The sequence below is a fragment of the Exiguobacterium sp. 8H genome (genome assembly GCF_902506255.1).
Classification (GTDB): domain Bacteria; phylum Bacillota; class Bacilli; order Exiguobacteriales; family Exiguobacteriaceae; genus Exiguobacterium; species Exiguobacterium profundum.
The window spans coordinates 2,839,303-2,855,854 of the sequence record NZ_LR733429.1 but is presented as its reverse complement, the minus strand read 5'-3'; the positions used below and the strand labels follow the sequence as shown (position 1 = coordinate 2,855,854).

The 16,552-nt window shown below is 48.0% G+C and carries 15 protein-coding genes; 6 read left to right on the top strand and 9 right to left on the bottom strand.

All coding sequences use genetic code 11. The features are described 5' to 3' along the window. Genes GVY43_RS14970 through GVY43_RS14960 form a run of 3 tightly spaced genes read left to right on the top strand, consistent with a single transcriptional unit; the run spans position 1 to position 2,310 of the window. The gene (locus tag GVY43_RS14970) at positions 1-924 is read left to right on the top strand and encodes a magnesium transporter CorA family protein (protein WP_159563610.1); all 924 of its coding nucleotides are present in this window, start codon (positions 1-3) and stop codon (positions 922-924) included. 36 nt (positions 925-960) lie between these two features. Next, entirely contained in the window at positions 961-2,052 is a 1,092-nt protein-coding gene (gene dinB, locus GVY43_RS14965) for a DNA polymerase IV (protein WP_159563609.1), read from the top strand. 39 nt (positions 2,053-2,091) lie between these two features. Next, on the top strand, positions 2,092-2,310 hold the full coding sequence (locus GVY43_RS14960) for a YhzD family protein (RefSeq protein ID WP_078146414.1): 219 nt from the start codon (positions 2,092-2,094) through the stop codon (positions 2,308-2,310). A 40-nt stretch (positions 2,311-2,350) separates the two neighbouring features. Here GVY43_RS14960 and GVY43_RS14955 read toward each other — a convergent pair whose 3' ends face one another. From GVY43_RS14955 to GVY43_RS14940, 4 genes are all read right to left on the bottom strand, one after another. Next, positions 2,351-2,842: a hypothetical protein gene (locus GVY43_RS14955; protein ID WP_159563608.1), complete on the bottom strand. Its 492-nt coding sequence runs from the start codon at positions 2,840-2,842 to the stop codon at positions 2,351-2,353. 62 nt (positions 2,843-2,904) lie between these two features. Further along, positions 2,905-4,680, bottom strand: a complete 1,776-nt coding sequence (locus GVY43_RS14950; protein WP_159563607.1) for an SLC13 family permease — start codon at positions 4,678-4,680, stop codon at positions 2,905-2,907. Positions 4,681-4,808: 128 nt separating this feature from the next. Continuing rightward, positions 4,809-5,180: a YlbF family regulator gene (locus tag GVY43_RS14945; protein ID WP_015880924.1), complete on the bottom strand. Its 372-nt coding sequence runs from the start codon at positions 5,178-5,180 to the stop codon at positions 4,809-4,811. Positions 5,181-5,217: 37 nt separating this feature from the next. Then, a complete protein-coding gene (locus GVY43_RS14940) occupies positions 5,218-6,336 on the bottom strand; it encodes a DUF445 domain-containing protein (protein WP_159563606.1) in 1,119 nt (372 codons plus the stop codon). A 42-nt stretch (positions 6,337-6,378) separates the two neighbouring features. Between GVY43_RS14940 and GVY43_RS14935 the strand changes: the two genes are divergently transcribed. Together GVY43_RS14935 and GVY43_RS14930 are read left to right on the top strand one after the other, a co-directional pair. Next, positions 6,379-7,227 (top strand): CdaR family transcriptional regulator, encoded by an 849-nt coding sequence (locus GVY43_RS14935; protein WP_236548974.1) that lies wholly within the window; start codon positions 6,379-6,381, stop codon positions 7,225-7,227. 104 nt (positions 7,228-7,331) lie between these two features. Further along, the gene (locus GVY43_RS14930) at positions 7,332-8,429 is read left to right on the top strand and encodes an ABC transporter ATP-binding protein (RefSeq protein ID WP_159563604.1); all 1,098 of its coding nucleotides are present in this window, start codon (positions 7,332-7,334) and stop codon (positions 8,427-8,429) included. Positions 8,430-8,470: 41 nt separating this feature from the next. Here the strand turns inward: GVY43_RS14930 and GVY43_RS14925 are convergent, their stop codons facing one another. The 3 genes from GVY43_RS14925 to GVY43_RS14915 all read right to left on the bottom strand — a co-directional run bounded on the left by GVY43_RS14925 (position 8,471) and on the right by GVY43_RS14915 (position 11,730). Then, complete coding sequence (locus GVY43_RS14925; protein WP_159563603.1) at positions 8,471-9,121, bottom strand: amino acid ABC transporter permease; 651 nt, start codon at positions 9,119-9,121, stop codon at positions 8,471-8,473. Continuing rightward, positions 9,118-9,876, bottom strand: coding sequence for a transporter substrate-binding domain-containing protein (locus tag GVY43_RS14920; protein WP_078146406.1), 759 nt, complete (start codon positions 9,874-9,876; stop codon positions 9,118-9,120). The genes GVY43_RS14925 and GVY43_RS14920 overlap by 4 nt, the downstream gene beginning before the upstream one ends. Before the next feature lie 126 nt (positions 9,877-10,002). Next, complete coding sequence (locus tag GVY43_RS14915; protein ID WP_159563602.1) at positions 10,003-11,730, bottom strand: phospho-sugar mutase; 1,728 nt, start codon at positions 11,728-11,730, stop codon at positions 10,003-10,005. 100 nt (positions 11,731-11,830) lie between these two features. On the opposite strand from GVY43_RS14915, the gene GVY43_RS14910 reads away from it, so the two are divergent. Next, positions 11,831-12,646 carry a sulfurtransferase gene (locus GVY43_RS14910; protein ID WP_159563601.1) on the top strand — a complete coding sequence of 272 codons (816 nt, stop codon included), beginning with the start codon at positions 11,831-11,833 and terminating at the stop codon, positions 12,644-12,646. A gap of 13 nt (positions 12,647-12,659) precedes the next feature. On the opposite strand, the gene GVY43_RS14905 is transcribed toward GVY43_RS14910, so the two are convergent. Next, complete coding sequence (locus GVY43_RS14905) at positions 12,660-15,092, bottom strand: glycogen/starch/alpha-glucan phosphorylase (protein ID WP_159563600.1); 2,433 nt, start codon at positions 15,090-15,092, stop codon at positions 12,660-12,662. A 22-nt stretch (positions 15,093-15,114) separates the two neighbouring features. Next, on the bottom strand, positions 15,115-16,548 hold the full coding sequence (gene glgA / locus GVY43_RS14900) for a glycogen synthase GlgA (protein ID WP_159563599.1): 1,434 nt from the start codon (positions 16,546-16,548) through the stop codon (positions 15,115-15,117). Between the last annotated feature and the right edge of the window lie 4 nt (positions 16,549-16,552).

The window sequence follows — 16,552 nt, the reverse complement described above, 5'->3', positions numbered from 1 at the left end:
ATGGAATGGGATTGGTATACACGACCGGAAGATTATATTCATGTTGATCAGCTATATGCTCAAGCCTATACGTATTGGCTTGAACAATTGACGACCTCAAATGTGACGAAGATTGTCGTCGAGAATGGATATATGTATGGTTCACTCACACTCGACTATGAACAGTTAGAACGGGAACCACAAAAAATTGGACATTACTTCATTGGACCTGATTTTTTATGGACAATCGGCTTTGATGATTTGCACCATGAGTCCGTTTTCGCCAAACAATGCGATTCTCCAATCGAGGCGTTTTATGAGTTGCTTGCCGAACGGATGAACAACTACTTTCACGGTATCGATGAGTTTGAAGAACGTTTGATGGCAGCTCAACGTGAAATGACGGGACAAGTTCCCGCTACGTTCATGAATGAGATTTTTGGTCTTCGCAGTGAGATTGAACGGTGGTCGGATACGGTCACTCCATATAAGGAGCTTGTCATGGCGGGACGAGAAGCTTTTTTAACGATCGATTTGCAGCAGTTAAAATCGTATCAACTTGCCGATTATCGAGTCAGTCGATTGCTGACACTCATCAATCATTATCAAGAAGACGTGATTGCGATGACAGATCTCGCCTCCACCCTGTCGAACTTTCGAGGGAACGAAATCATGAAGGCACTAACCGTCTTCACCGCGCTGACGACTCCCGTCGTTGCATTCGGTGCGGTTTGGGGAATGAACTTTAAAAATATGCCTGAACTGGAATGGCCGCTTGGATATGGATTCGCCTGGCTCATGATTCTTCTCTTCACGCTCATCATCCAAGTGTGGCTGAAACGGAAGAATTGGATCGGGTCATTGCTACAGTTTCCGAATCAGACGACTTCAACGAAACATCGGTCAAAACAAAAATCTCAAAAAACGAACAAAAGTTCGGTATAATGAAAGAAAAGTGATTCACACAAGAAAGGTGATGTTATGGAACGACTCATCATTCATGTGGACATGGACGCATTTTATGCCTCTGTCGAACAGCGTGACCGTCCTAACTTACGAGGAAAGCCCGTCATCGTCGGAGGCCCTCCCCACAGCCGCGGGGTCGTCGCGACATGTTCCTATGAGGCGAGGAAATACGGCGTACACAGCGCGATGTCATCACGTCGCGCTTTTGCCTTGTGTCCCCATGCGACGTTTGTCAAACCACGGTTTCAGGCCTATCGACAAGTCAGCGCACAAGTGATGGAGATTTTTAAGTCGGTCACACCGCTCGTCGAACCACTCTCGCTCGATGAGGCTTACCTCGATGTGACGGAGAATTCGTTATTGAGTACATCCGGACCCTTTATCGCCCGGTATATATTAGGCGAGATTAAGCGTCGCACCGGCCTCACCGCATCTGCCGGAGTCGCACCGTCAAAGTTTGTCGCGAAAATCGCTTCAGGATTTGAGAAACCAAATGGACTCACGGTCGTTCCGCTCGATGAAGTGGCAACCTTTCTGGCTCCCCTCTCCATCGAAGCCATGCATGGAGTCGGAAAAGTGACCGCCCAAACGCTTTATAAAAGTGGTTATCATACGATCGGTGACCTTCAACAAACTCGTCCTGAGCAACTGAAAGCCATTTTTGGACATGATCGTGGGCAACAACTATATGAACTGGCACACGGACGTGATACGCGTCCTGTCGTGGCCACGCGAGAGCGTAAGTCGATTGGGTCAGAAACGACGTTTGCATTTGATATCGATGACCCGGAAGAAGTGTTCGAACGGGTCATCCCAGAGATGGAGGACGTATTGCGTCAACTCGATCGCCGCGACTTGAGCTGTCAAACGGTCACCATCAAAATAAAGACGAGCGAGTTTCAGGCTCGGAGTCATCAAATCAAATTAAACCACCCGACGCATGACCATGATGAGATTAGACGACTTGCCAGACGTCTTTTCGACGAGATGAACGTCATCGAGCCCGTCCGTTTGATCGGATTGACCGTATCCGATTTGATTCCCCGAACTGAATCGACACGACAGCTGACATTCGACGAACTGACAAAACCTTCTCTTGAAGAATGAATGACCATTCATTAAAATGAAGAAAAGGGGGTCGTGTGGATGGAAACATACACGGTGACAGGATTTGAAAATGATGGCACGCTCGTATTGAATGAAATGTTCGAAGCGAACGACGATCAGTCGGCCAAACAACAAGGACTCGACATGCTTCGTGCTGCTGGACATGAGCATAAAGGGGCACGTATCGTACGACGGGGGCAACTCATCTACTTCGAGCGTTGCAAATTACCGGGGAAATTGAAAGGGACGGCATCTTAACAAAAGTAGACCAGGACAATGATTGTCTTGGTCTACTTTTTCATTCACCATATTTTTCATTCCACGCATCCTGCCATTCTTGAAGATCGGGGTGAATATCCTCAAGCGATTCTCCGCTCAAACTATACCCGTTCCCTAAACCTGATCCGTCTGTCACGGGGAATGATGTTCCGCCGATGACCTTTCCATCCACGATCATTACCGAGACAGCAGTCTGACCGGCGGGAGATTGCTCACCAATCGGATGATCTTTCACCGTAAAGTTTTCGTAGTAGATGGTCTTACCCACGTATTCATCCGGTGATACGGTTTGTAGTCCCCAAACGTTCCGTTCACGATCCTCTGCCAGTTCCTCTAAGGTTAAAGTACTCGTATGCTCTCCTTCAAAAGAAACGATCGAGTACTGTTGCTCCTCGAGATACGCTTCGGCCACCTTCCCGCTCTGCGTCATCTCAGGTTCTGGTTCCGTCCCCACTTCTTTCCCACATGCCACAAGAAAGAGACAGAAGAAAACCAATATCCATTTTTTCATCATCGCCCGCCCTTTCATTTGCTGATACGTCTATTTTCGATACTCGTCCCCAAACCTCCTATTCAAAATGGGAAGAGGATGAGAATCATCAAAATTCCTACGATTCCCGTGATGAGTTGTAACGGCACACCGACTTTGATAAAATCCATGAACCGATAGTTGCCGATACTAAAGACCATCGCATTTGTCGGAGATCCGAACGGGGTCATAAAAGCGAGTGATGCCGAGATGGCGACCGCAACGACGAATGGAACCGGACTGACAGTCATCGATTCGGCGAGTGCAATCGCTAAGGGGACAAACAAAATAGCGGTCGCTGTATTCGAGATGATTTGACTAAGGAGCATGGTCGAGACGAATAAGACGACGAGTACCCATATAGGACCAAAGTCGGCAAACGTCCTTTCAATCCATTCAACGACCCATCCCATGATTCCCGCCTTTTCAAGCGCCGTTCCTACCGGGATCATGGCCGCAATCAAGACGAGCGAGGACCATTGAATAGATTGATAGGCGACGTCCATCTGTCGGACGGCCCCACTCAACACCATCGCTAGCGCAGCCATCCATACGGCAACGGTCGGATCGACCCATTCGAATATGAACATGAGCAACAACATGAGCATGATGATGCCTGCTGCAAGCTGATGACGCCCCGATACGACTCGATTGGCTACCTCGGTCACCCGTTCATTTGATAACAGGTCATGTGTCTCTCGTTCCATCCGCTCTAAATCATCCCATGTCCCCTGTACCATCAACATGTCTCCTTGCTTCAACGGGGTGTCTGTCAATCGCACGTGTGCAATCTCTTCTTGTGGTCGGATGACTTTTAAGACATTGACATGAAATTGATTACGTAACTGACTCTCACCGATACGCTTCCCGATTAATCGACTCACCCCTGGGACCGTGAACAGGAGAACCCCTCCGGTTTGATCATCTACACGGGTGGCCTCAATCGGTTCAAATGGTATCTGTTCTTTTTCAGAAAAGTTCCGAACGTGCCGTTCCTCACCGCTGACAAGTAATTCCCCCGCACGTAGTACGGTGTCCGCATGAGCCGTCTCATGATGGTGCCGTCCATGAACTCGTTCCTTCAAGACTATAACCCCTTCATGAGACCATGAAAGGTCACGTAACTGTTTCCCAATTAACGGATGACTCTTTGCAATCGACATCACATAGACGTTTGGACGCAATGGCTCACTTATCTCCGTCTTCAACCACTGTTTCGCCCCTTCTTGATGGAGTAAGCGATTCCCGATTAGACGGAAATAGATCAATCCAATCACCATCACGACCAGACCAATTGGAAACAATGAAAAGAATCCGAGCGGTTCATCCACGAGGCCGCGGAGTGCTTCTGCCGCAACGAGATTGGGAGGTGTCCCAATCAGTGTCATCGTTCCACCGATGCTTGAAAAAAAGGCGAGTGGCATGAGATAAGAATCCGTAGATTGTTGGATTTTTCGTGCCATTACCATCACAACAGGAATGAGCAAAGCGACGGTCCCCGTATTGGACATGACACTCGACAAGAGCGTCACCGTCAACATAAACAGATAGAATAAACGCGTCGCATTCCCTCCCGCGTATGGAACAAGCAAAGAAGCCAACCGTTCCGCCAGACCAGAATGAAACAATCCCGCTCCGACCACGAACAGTCCAGCAATCATCAAGACGACCGGATTGGAGAAACCAGCCATCGCCTCACCTGGGGTCAATTGTTGTGTGAGCACGAGGCAAACGAGTCCAATCAATGCCACTAAGTCCGCCCGTAACCATCCTGCTATGAAAAAGAAAATCATCCCTAAAAGGATTATCACCGTGATCATGCTGATTCACCCTTTCGCTATTGTCACAATTTCATTATAACCCACTTTATGTAAGCGCTTACTTAAAGCGTGTGACAATCTCATCAACAAAAAAACGGATGGCTCTAAAGCCATCCGCACATCATTTGTTATTGAACTTCGTTTTCGTTCACCATCGGGGCATAAAGCTCCTCGAGTGGTTTCATGATGATTTTCGTCACTTCTGTAACGAGTTGGTGCATGCGTTGCTCTTCTTGCATGAGCTCCATGATCAATTCGTTCTGTTGAACGTTCATCATTTTCGTTTGCGCATCCATCATTTCCTGCTCAGAGATTTCCTCTCCTTGCATCTGCTTTTGTTGAAGCGTCATTTGGATGTTACGGAAGTCAGCGAACAACTGGTTCGCTTCCGCATCCGCATTGACACGATCGTATAAAGAAGAGAGTGTTGTGAACTCTTCAGAATCGCGAAGTGCTTTCTCCAATTGGTAAGCTTGGTCGTACAAGTTTGTTTGTGACATGTAACGTCCTCCTAAATGCTATTAGGGCATAGAGCCATCACAAGATGGCAATCAACCCTTGAATCAACCCAATCATACCACCTAACAGCGCACCAAGCCATGTTATTGCCCGAAACTCTCGTTTCGAAATCGATAAGACGATCTCTTCAAGGTACGACGTGTCGAGTGATTGGACCTGCTCTTGCACAATCTTATCAATCTTTAATCGGTCCATGATCGTCTCCATTTGGTTCGTGAAGCGCTCAATGACAAGCGTGACACCTTGAGGAACAAGTTCGTCGACAACGCGGGATTCGACGGACTGTGTATACGACGAGACCGGACGATCCAATAATTGTCCAATCGGCAAACGAGATACGATTTGATCTGTGATGCCATCGATGAGTCTTGCTTCGAGTCGGTCATCGATTAACGTATCGACCGTCTTCTCACTGAATCGCTCAAATTCTCGCGTAATCATCGTCGTCATTCCGTCACGGGTCGATTGACCACGTAAGATGTTGACGATTTCTGGTCGAACCATCTCGACAAAGTTCATATTTTGAATGAATCCTGCGATAAACCCGAGACGACGCTGGACGAATGAGTCAACCATGTGACGAAGTTGCGCCTCACCTTCCGGAGAATAGAAATATTCTTCTGATTTGACGAGAAGCGCCTCAACGACTTCAGGAATGACTACTCGTACACGGTCCATCCCTTCTTCTCCAAGTAATTCAAACAGCTTCCGTTCTTTCACTTCAGCCATGACGCTCGATAACTCGTCACGTAATTTGTCATCTGCTAACGTGAGGAATCGTGCCTCTGCGTTCGGATAGAGAGGTTCCAACAACTCTCGAACCGTCTTATCCGAGCGTAACATCGTCTGAACCTCTTGTTGCGCAAAGTGCGTAATATGCGTCGTCACTTGGTCATCTAGCAATCGCTTCCGCATACCCTCTGGTGTCAATAAGTGTTTGACGACCGTCTTCCCTAGACTAGATGCCAGTTCATCTCGACGTTTCGGAATGAGTCCTGGTGTAAAAGGAATCCGGAATGAACCGATGTATTTCGGTTCATGTGGTCGGAACAACATCTTGATGGCGAGAAAGTTGGTCACGCCCCCGATGGTCGCCCCAATCAATATCATGAGTAAAATCTTTAATAACCCGTCCAAACTGCAAGCCTCCGATCTGAAATATGATACATTGTTGTTGAGGTGATAGTATTGAATACGTTTGATCGTATTAAATCGATTTTTCCGACTGCTGTCCATCGGTCGGAAGATGCATCTGGTGACCTTGATTGGTTCGAGACGCAAGATGGTATCCTATTCGGACTCCCCGCGTTCGAATTGAGCGAACGCGAACAAAAGCTGTTGGCGATGTGGGCGACGCCAATCCTTCAATCAGACCCCCATCAACGAAAATGGCAAGCAACACTTCAAGATGAGACGTTTCGTTTTGAGCAACCGTTTCGGCTCATCTCTCTTTCTCTCCAAGAAGCAGAAGAAGAATCGTTCGAATCCTTCGTCAATATCGTCCGTGACTTTATGCCGCATGCCAAGGTCATCTTGATGTCGACAAGACATATCGAGCTAATTGAGCAAAGCCCATTCGTCGATCTTCAGGAGTTTGAGGACGTATTGCGGGCCATCGCGAGTGACTGTTTCATCGAGGCACATGCTGTCTATAGCGAACGTCCACAAGGTTCGCTTGCCCATGTGTATCGTCAACATCAATTGCTCATGCCATACGCACATATGTCTACTAAAACTTACCCTGCTAGTCAATTATTATACCATTATTTACTACAACAGGACTCAAAAGAGCGGATGCACCTCACTGCGCCGCTGATGCAAATGCTCGATTTATCGACGATCGAACTATTAGAGGCGTTGTTTCGTCACTCGTTAAATGTCTCCCATACCGCCAAAGCACTGTTCATGCATCGAAACACGCTAAATTATCGGCTCGATCGCCTGTTTGAGACGACCGGTTACGATGCTCGAACGTTCTATGACGCTAGCCTCCTTCAACTCATGGTCATGTTGCACAAATCCGATTAACGGTTTTTGTGCAACTTGTCCATATTCAATGCAAGCGGTTTCATCATATAATCATTCTTGTAAGCGCTATTATATACACATAGATTCTTTAGGAGGCTAACGACATGGCAGAAATTCGTTTAGAGCACATTGATAAAATTTACGATGGTGGCGTAAAGGCCGTCAGCGATTTCAACTTACACATCAAAGACCGTGAGTTCATCGTCTTCGTCGGACCGTCTGGTTGCGGAAAATCGACGACACTTCGTATGATCGCAGGACTTGAAGAGATTTCAAACGGTGACTTTATCATTGACGGGAAACGAATGAACGATGTCGCTCCTAAAGATCGTGATATCGCCATGGTCTTCCAAAACTACGCACTTTATCCGCATATGAGCGTCTACGACAACATGGCGTTCGGGTTGAAGCTCCGTAAGTTCCCGAAAGACGAGATCGATCGTCGCGTAAAAGACGCTGCCCGCATTCTCGGTTTGGAAGAATACCTCGAGCGTAAACCAAAAGCGCTCTCAGGTGGACAACGTCAGCGTGTTGCCATTGGTCGTGCGATTGTCCGTGACGCAAAAGTCTTCTTGATGGATGAGCCACTCTCAAACTTGGATGCGAAACTCCGTGTACAAATGCGTAAAGAGATCATTCAACTCCACAACCGCTTGGATACAACGACGATTTACGTTACCCATGACCAAACGGAAGCGATGACACTCGCTACACGGATCGTCATCTTGAAAGACGGAATCATTCAACAAGTCGGTTCGCCGAAAGAAGTATATGATCATCCAGATAACATCTTCGTCGCCGGCTTCATCGGTTCACCATCGATGAACTTCTTCCGCGGTACACTCGCAGAAGGCAAATTCATCACGAACGGTGAAGAAGTCAACGTACCAGAAGGAAAAATGAAGACGCTTCGTGATCGTGGCTATGTCGGAAAAGAGCTCGTCCTCGGAATTCGTCCGGAATCAATCCACGATGAGCCAATCTACATCGACTCACCAACGACACACACGTTCAAAGCGCACATCGATGTCGCTGAGCTCATGGGTTCTGAGTCTTACCTCTACGCTGAACTCGGTGGACAACAGTTCACAGCCCGCGTTGACGGTCGCTCGAACATCCACATGGGTGACGATGTCGAACTCGCACTCGATATGACAAAAGCACACTTCTTCGACGGAGAGACAGAACAAGTCATCCGTTAAGGCATACAAAAAACCTCGATTCGTCTGAATCGAGGTTTTTCTTATCGAATCGCGTAACGCTGTTCGAGTTTGTGTTGACCGGCTTGGATCAAGGTCGATAAAATCCAGTAGATCGACGCCGAGAACAAGAGCAACGGCATGACCAAATACGTCGTGGCCGCAATCTGGTCAGACACATACGTCAACTCCTGTACCGCGATGACCGTCCCGAGGGATGTCGACTTAATGATGTCGATGACCGAATTCGAGACAGGGGGGATGGCACGTGAGAGTGCCTGTGGGAAAATGATGTCTTTGAAACGTTTCATCTTCGGAATGCCGAGTGCGACACTTGCCTCCACTTGTCCTTTGTCGACCGAGTTGATGGCTGCTCGGAACGCTTCTGAGATATAGGCTGCGAAGTGGAAGCCTAATCCAAAGATGAGCGACTGCATCCCACTGAGTTGAACGAACCCGGTGAGCCCGACATATAAGATCAACAATTGAAGTAAGAGCGGTGTTCCACGGAAGAACGAAATGTACGTCCGTGTGAACAACCGTACGATTTTAATCGGACTACTATGAAGTAAAGCGATGATCAGACCGAGAGCCAAGGCGAGAAGAATCGACAGGGCACTGGCGATCAACGTGAGCTGGATGGCTTCAAGATAGGCCGAGCGGTTCTCTATGACGGTCGTGATCAGTTCATTCATTGACTGATATCCTCACCGAAGTACTTCTCACCGATTTCTTTCATCGTGCCGTCTTCTTTCATCTCTGTGAGCGCGTCGTTCAACTTATCAAGCACGTCGCTATCTTGACGTGTCATGAATCCAGCTTCACTTGTGTTGAAGATATCACCGACTGCTTTGACGTCATAACCTGTTTTTTCAAGTTCCGTCAAGATGAAGAGACGGTCGTTGAGGGCCGCGTCCAAACGACCGACTTCGAGGTCTTGAAGGACTTGGTTCGCACCTTTGTAGAATTTCACTTCAGCGCCAGCTTCTTCAGCCATTTGTGCATAAGCAGAACCTTGTGTCGATCCGACTACTTTTCCGTCAAGATCGTCGATCCCTTGGATATCATTGTTGTCTGAACCAACGATGACTTGAGCTCCTGACACCGCGTACGGGTCAGAGAATGCATAGTTCTCTTTACGTTCCTTTGTGATGCTCATTTGGTTGGCAATCATGTCGATGCGTTCAGCGTCGAGTGCCGGGACAAGTCCTTTGAAGTCCATTGCTTCGTATTCCACTTTATAACCGGCACGTTCTGCCGCTTCGTTCAAGACGTCGATGTCATATCCAGTCAATTCACCTTTTTCTTTGTACGTGAATGGTGGGTATGTCGCTTCTGTTCCGACCGTGATGACCGCTTCGTCCGCTCCACTGTCAGTTTCGTTACCGCATGCTGCGAGAAGCCCGACTGAAGCTCCGATTGCGAGTACGCTCGTTAATGTCTTTTTCATAATAATTCCGCCTTTCCTATAATCCTTATATGATTACACGGTTTTAAACAATATCCTCATCATACTGGCGCAATGTCTTCATGTCAAACAAAAAACATCACCCTATTTCTAGAGTGATGTCCCTTATCAATCAATCGCTTTCGCTTGTGTCATAACATCCGCTTCAATCGCTTCACGTTTGGCGGTCGTCTTCTCGGCACGATCCGCATGCACACTGAAATAAAACTTGATTTTCGGCTCGGTTCCAGATGGACGAAGACAGAACCACGAACCGTCCGCAAAGACGAATTTCAAGACGTTTGATGATGGCAATTCAATCGTTTCCGATTTACCGGACTGTAAGTCGGTCGCCACTTGTTTCTTATAGTCTTCAAAACGAACGACTTCATATCCACCGACTTCTTTTGGCGGATTGGCGCGGAACGCTTCCATCATCCGTCCGATTTGCTCGAGACCAGCTTTTCCTTTTAACGTCATCGACTGCAAGGACTCTTCGTAGAATCCATACTTCTCGTAAATCGACTGTAACGCATCATAAAGCGTCCGACCGTGCTGTTTATGATAAGCTGCCATCTCGGCTGCGAGTAAACAAGCCTGAACGGCATCTTTATCACGACAGAAGTCTCCAATCAAATAGCCGTAGCTTTCTTCATACCCAAAGAGGAATTCATATTCGCCTGATTCTTCATATTGTTTGATCTTCTCACCGATGAACTTGAATCCAGTCAACGTGTTTTCGAGATGTACGCCGTACGCTTTTGCAATCGCAGCACCGAGTTCAGACGTGACGATCGTCTTAGCGACAAATCCATTAGACGGCAACGTACCTGTCTCACTCTTTTGTGAGAGGATGTATTCCATTAGGAGCGCGCCTGTCTGGTTCCCAGTCAAGACGAACCATTCCCCGTCCCGTCCGCGCACGGTCAAGCCGACACGGTCCGCATCCGGGTCCGTCGCCATAAGTAAATCAGCATCGACACGGTCCCCGTATTCCATTGCTAATTTAAATGCAGCCTTTTCTTCCGGGTTCGGATAACTGACAGTCGGGAACGCACCATCTGGCTCTGCCTGCTCCTCTACAATTGTCACGTGCTCAAATCCGTACGCCTTCAATCCTTCCATAACCGGACGGCGTCCCGTCCCGTGGAGTGGTGAATAGACAATCCGAAGCGGGTTGTCCTGTACGTCATGATGAATCCGAATCGACTGGAGCGCCTCCATATAGGCTTCATCGACTGATGAGTCAACTGTGAGGAGTAGCCCCGTTTGTCGGAGCGCCGCTTCATCTTCAATCTCAATTTTCAGCTCGTCTTCAATCGCATTGACGTACGTAACGAGTTCATCCGCTTCCGCTGGTGGAAGCTGTCCTCCGTCTGCCCCATATACCTTGAATCCGTTATATTCCGGTGGGTTGTGGCTCGCCGTGATCACGATGCCACCGAACGCATTTAAATGACGAACGGCAAACGACAGTTCAGGTGTGGCTCGCAAACTTGGGAACAAATACGTCTTGATTCCGTTTGACGCCAATGTCCGCGCCGCTTCTAATGCAAACTCAGGCGAAAAATGACGTGAGTCATGGGCGATGACGACGCCGTGACGTTTCGCCTCTTCCCCTGATGCTGAGATAAAATCAGCAAATCCTTGTGACGCTTTTCGAATCGTATAGACGTTCATCCGGTTCGCACCTGGTCCGATTTCTCCACGCATCCCGCCTGTTCCAAACTCGAGCGTCTTATAAAATGCATCTTCTAATGTGGTTTCATTTTTTGCGAGTTCTTCAAGTTCCGCACGTAAATGCGGCTCGAGCCCTTCGAATTGATTCCAACGGTCATACGTTTGTTGCCATGTCATGATTCATTCCCCTTTCACCCTCAAAAAATTCAATCGAAGTACTCGCCAATTGCTTCCATCTTGTATACGATGAGAGTAACGAAACCTCGAGGTGATATTAATGTTTCCAACAATGCGTGCCCAAGAGTTAAAACAAATCGTGCATACGAACTCGATTCGTTTCATCGATTGCCGATATTCGCTAAACGACGCGTCCTATGGTAAATATGTCTACCGAAAGGGACATCTTCCGAACGCTGTCTTTCTCGATTTGATGGAAGACTTGTCCGGTCCGCTCGGCGAACATGGCGGACGTCATCCGCTCCCTTCGAAAGAAGCATGGACGGCAACACTTCGTCGCATCGGCTTGAAAAAAGAAGATTTGGTCATCATTTACGATGACGGCTTCCCATTCGCAGCCCGTGCATGGTGGCTCTTCAAATGGGCCGGTCACGAACGGGTCGTTGTGTTAGAAGGCGGTATCCAATCTGGCATCACTTATTGCGGTGAGACCACGACGGACGTTCCACACTATCCGACAAGCGACTATACGCCAGACTTCCAAGACCATATGATTGCGACACTCGATGAAGTGAAAGCTGCTGCGAGCGGCTCGCTCTATGATTCACGAACCGAAGATCGCTTCAACGGGTCACATGAACCAATCGACTCAAAAGCAGGTCATATTCCGAACGCATTGCTCTGCTCCTATGCCGAGGCCATCACAGAACTCGGGACGTTAGAAGACTTCCACGACTTAAAAGAACTGTATAAAGATGTTCTTCCCGTTGAGAACCCCATCTTTTACTGTGGTAGCGGTGTGACCGCCTGCGTCAATATTTTGGCGCTTCACGCTCTCGGAAAAGATGATGTCCGACTCTATGCGGGATCCTATTCCGATTGGATCAGCTATCCAGAAAACGAGGTCCACCCCTAAGGGTGGATCCTTTTTATTTTACGCTCGTCGGTTTGATATTCCAGACCGCGTTTGCGTATTCCGTGATGGTACGGTCACTCGAGAAGATTCCTGACTTCGCCGTATTGACGATCGAGCTTTCAGCCCAACGTGATTGGTCACTGAACACCTCATCGACTCGTCGCTGTGCCCGCATATACGAGACAAAGTCTTTCAAGACGAGGAAGTCATCGTTATAGACGAGGAGAGAATCGAAGATGGATTGAAATTGATATTCGCCCACTTTATCGAACGTTCCGTTGACAAGACCATCGATGACATCTTTGATTTCCTGATGTGCGTGATACATCTCTGCCGCATGATAGCCTCCGAACTTCTTATAGTTCATGACTTCTTGCGGAGATAATCCAAAGATAAAGATGTGATCATCACCGACGGCGTCACGAATTTCGATATTGGCCCCGTCTAACGTTCCAATCGTCAAGGCTCCGTTCATCATGAACTTCATGTTTCCGGTACCGGATGCTTCATAGCTCGCAGTCGAGATTTGTTCGCTCAAGTCAGACCCTGGGAAAATCCGTTCGGCCATGGAGACACGATAGTTTTCAAGGAAGATGACTTTAATGAATTGACTCGCCCGCTTGTCCTTATTGATGAGCGTGGCAAGGGCATTGATATAGCGAATGATCTCTTTCGCATAGTAGTATCCCGGTGCCGCCTTGGCGCCAAAGATAAACGTGCGAGGCACCATCGTAAACGTCGGGTCTGCTTGAATCTTCAAATAAAGCGCATGGATGTGAAGGGCATTCAGCAATTGTCGTTTATAGGCATGCAAGCGTTTGACTTGTACATCAAAGATCGAGTGCGGGTCCACTGTCTCTCCCGTTTCTTCTTGAATGTATGCCGCCAAGTCCAATTTGTTTTGTTGCTTCACGTCCATGACTTTTTCTTGGAAACTCCGATCTTTCGAGACATCCATCAACTTCTCCAAGTCGTTCGGATGTTCCACCCATGACGGACCGATTGCTTCCGTAATGGCGTCAGATAGTCGCGGGTTCGACTTCAAGAGCCAGCGACGGTGTGTGATCCCGTTCGTCTTGTTGTTGAAGCGAAGCGGGAACATCTCATATAAGTAACGCATCTCGCGCTGTTTTAAAATATCCGTATGAATTTGCGCTACGCCGTTCGTTGAATGAGAACCGACGACAGCGAGATTGGCCATATTGATCTGTTCGTTTGACACAATTGCAATCTCTCCCATATGGGATTCGAGGTGCGGATAGTTGACGAGTACGTCTCGACAGAAACGTCGATTGATTTCTTCGATGATTTGATACACGCGCGGCAGGAGGCGTTGGTACATCTCGACCGGCCATTTCTCAAGCGCTTCTGCGAGTAGCGTATGGTTCGTGAACGACATGACGCTCTTCGTAATCCGCCACGCCTCGTCCCAACCGTATCCATGCTCATCCATCAAGATGCGCATCAATTCAGGAATTGCGACGACCGGATGCGTATCATTGATATGAATCGCGTAATGGTCGCCTAACTGCTTAAGTGATTTATTTCGCTTCAAATAGGAAGCAAGCATCGATTGAATGCCTGCAGATACAAAAAAGTATTGTTGTTTCAAACGTAATACTTTTCCTTCATACGTCGTATCATCTGGATACAAGAATTCCGAAATGGTAGCAATCGACTGTTTATGTTTCAACAAGTCTTTATACGTCCCTTTCGTCTTCTCTAAATACGCCTCGTCGTCAAGTGGTGATTCGGCGTTCCAAAGACGTAACGTATTCACGACATCGTTTTGATAACCGATAATCGGCATATCATACGGAACGGCAAGAACAACCTCGTCTGGATGATGGACGACACGCAATCGATCTCCGATTTGTTTCATCTCAATCCAGCCACCGAAATTAATCTCGACCGCTTTATCCTGACGTCTCGTTTCCCACATGTTCCCGTCACGGAGCCAGTTATCCGGCAGCTCGACTTGATAGCCGTCTACAATTTTCTGTTTGAAGAGTCCATAACGATAGCGAATCCCATTTCCATGCCCAGGTAAACTGAGTGCAGCCAACGAATCGAGGAAGCAGGCGGCCAGGCGCCCGAGCCCCCCATTCCCAAGACCCGGCTCTGGTTCCAACTCGGTAATGTCTGTGAAGTCGTATCCGAGATCTTGCAGTCCGTCTCTAACGAGCTCCAATACGTCTAAACTGAGCAAGTTGTTGTATAAGAAGCGACCTAATAAAAATTCTAGCGAGAAATAGATGACTTGCTTACTGTGTTTTTCTTCTTGACGGTCGCGCGTGTGAATCCATTTGGGCATGGCCTGCTCGCGTACCATCGTTGCCAATGTTTGATACACTTCCTGCTCTGTCCCATCCTCGATCGACTTCCCGTTCAATGCAATGAACCGTTCTTTAAATGCGTCGACAAAGCTTTGTTTATCTGTGAACATAAATCAAGTTAGCTCCTTCCACTCATGCGAATAAATGATATAACTCACGATATTGCTTGGCGGATTGTTTCCAGCTATAGTCCGCGGTCATCGCTTGATGGACGAGGGCATGCCAGTTTTCTTTTTCATAGAAGACACGAATCGCTTTTTCAATCGTCGCCAACATCTCATGAGCATTGTAGTTCATGAATCCAAAACCGGTCCCTTCTTGCGTGAACTCGTTGTACGGCTTCACGGTATCCCGGAGTCCACCTGTCTCACGTACGATCGGCAAGGTGCCATATCGCATGGAGATCAATTGACTGAGACCACAAGGCTCAAAACGTGACGGCATTAAAAAGGCATCCGATCCCGCGTAAATCAAGTGTGCGAGTTCGATGTCAAAACCGATATATGACCCGACTTTCCCCGGGTGAGCGGCTGTCATCTCGTGAACGATTCCTTCATATTCCGGTTGTCCCGAACCGAGGAACGCGAACTGGCAAGGGAGCCGTCCAAGTTCTTCACGGACACCGTTGATTAAATCGAGCCCCTTTTGGTCAACGAGTCGGCTGACAAAACCGATGAGCATGACATCGTCTCGCACTTCAAGACCAAGTCGCTCTTGTAATGCCCGCTTGTTGACAACTTTTCCTTCTTTGTAGGTGTCGAGATTATACGTCTCTGCAATCCGTTGGTCCGTATTCGGATCGTTTGTCGCCAAATCAATTCCGTTCAAAATACCACGTACGTCGACCGCGCGATGACGCAACGCCCCGTCTAACCCTTCACCGTAATAGGGTTCCATGATTTCGTCGCGATACGACGGGCTGACGGTCGTGATTTGATCGGAATGGACGATGCCGGCTTTCATGTAATTGACGAGACCGTTATGTTGAATTCCTTCAGCCGTGAAATGTTCAGGACCGAACTGTAGCAATTCTCCAAGAATCTCTTCTGGGAAAATCCCCTGGTATTGTAGGTTATGGATGGTATACACGGTGCGAATGCGTTGATACGCTTCAATATGTTGATAATGGATTCGTAAGAAGGCCGGTAAAATACCTGTCTGCCAGTCATGACAATGCAGGACATCGGGCACGTCTTCCATCTTCCCAATCATTTCGAGTACAGCGCGAGAGAAGAAGGCGAATCGTTCAGCATCATCAAAGTGTCCATATAAGACACCGTCACGTTTAAAGTAATACTCGTTGTCGATGAAGTAATACGTGATGCCGTCCCGCTCTAACTTCAAGACTGCCCCGAACTGTTTGCGCCACCCGACCGGAACAATCAGGTCGAATAAATACTCCATCTCGTCCACATACTCTTCAGCGATTGAGCCATATTTCGGCATGACAACACTGACTTCTTCTCCTAGGCCCGCCACCGCTTGAGGGAGCGAACCGACAACATCGGCCAGCCCCCCCGTTTTCATGAACGGTGCCGCTTCTGAAGCAACATACCAAATTTTCATAAAA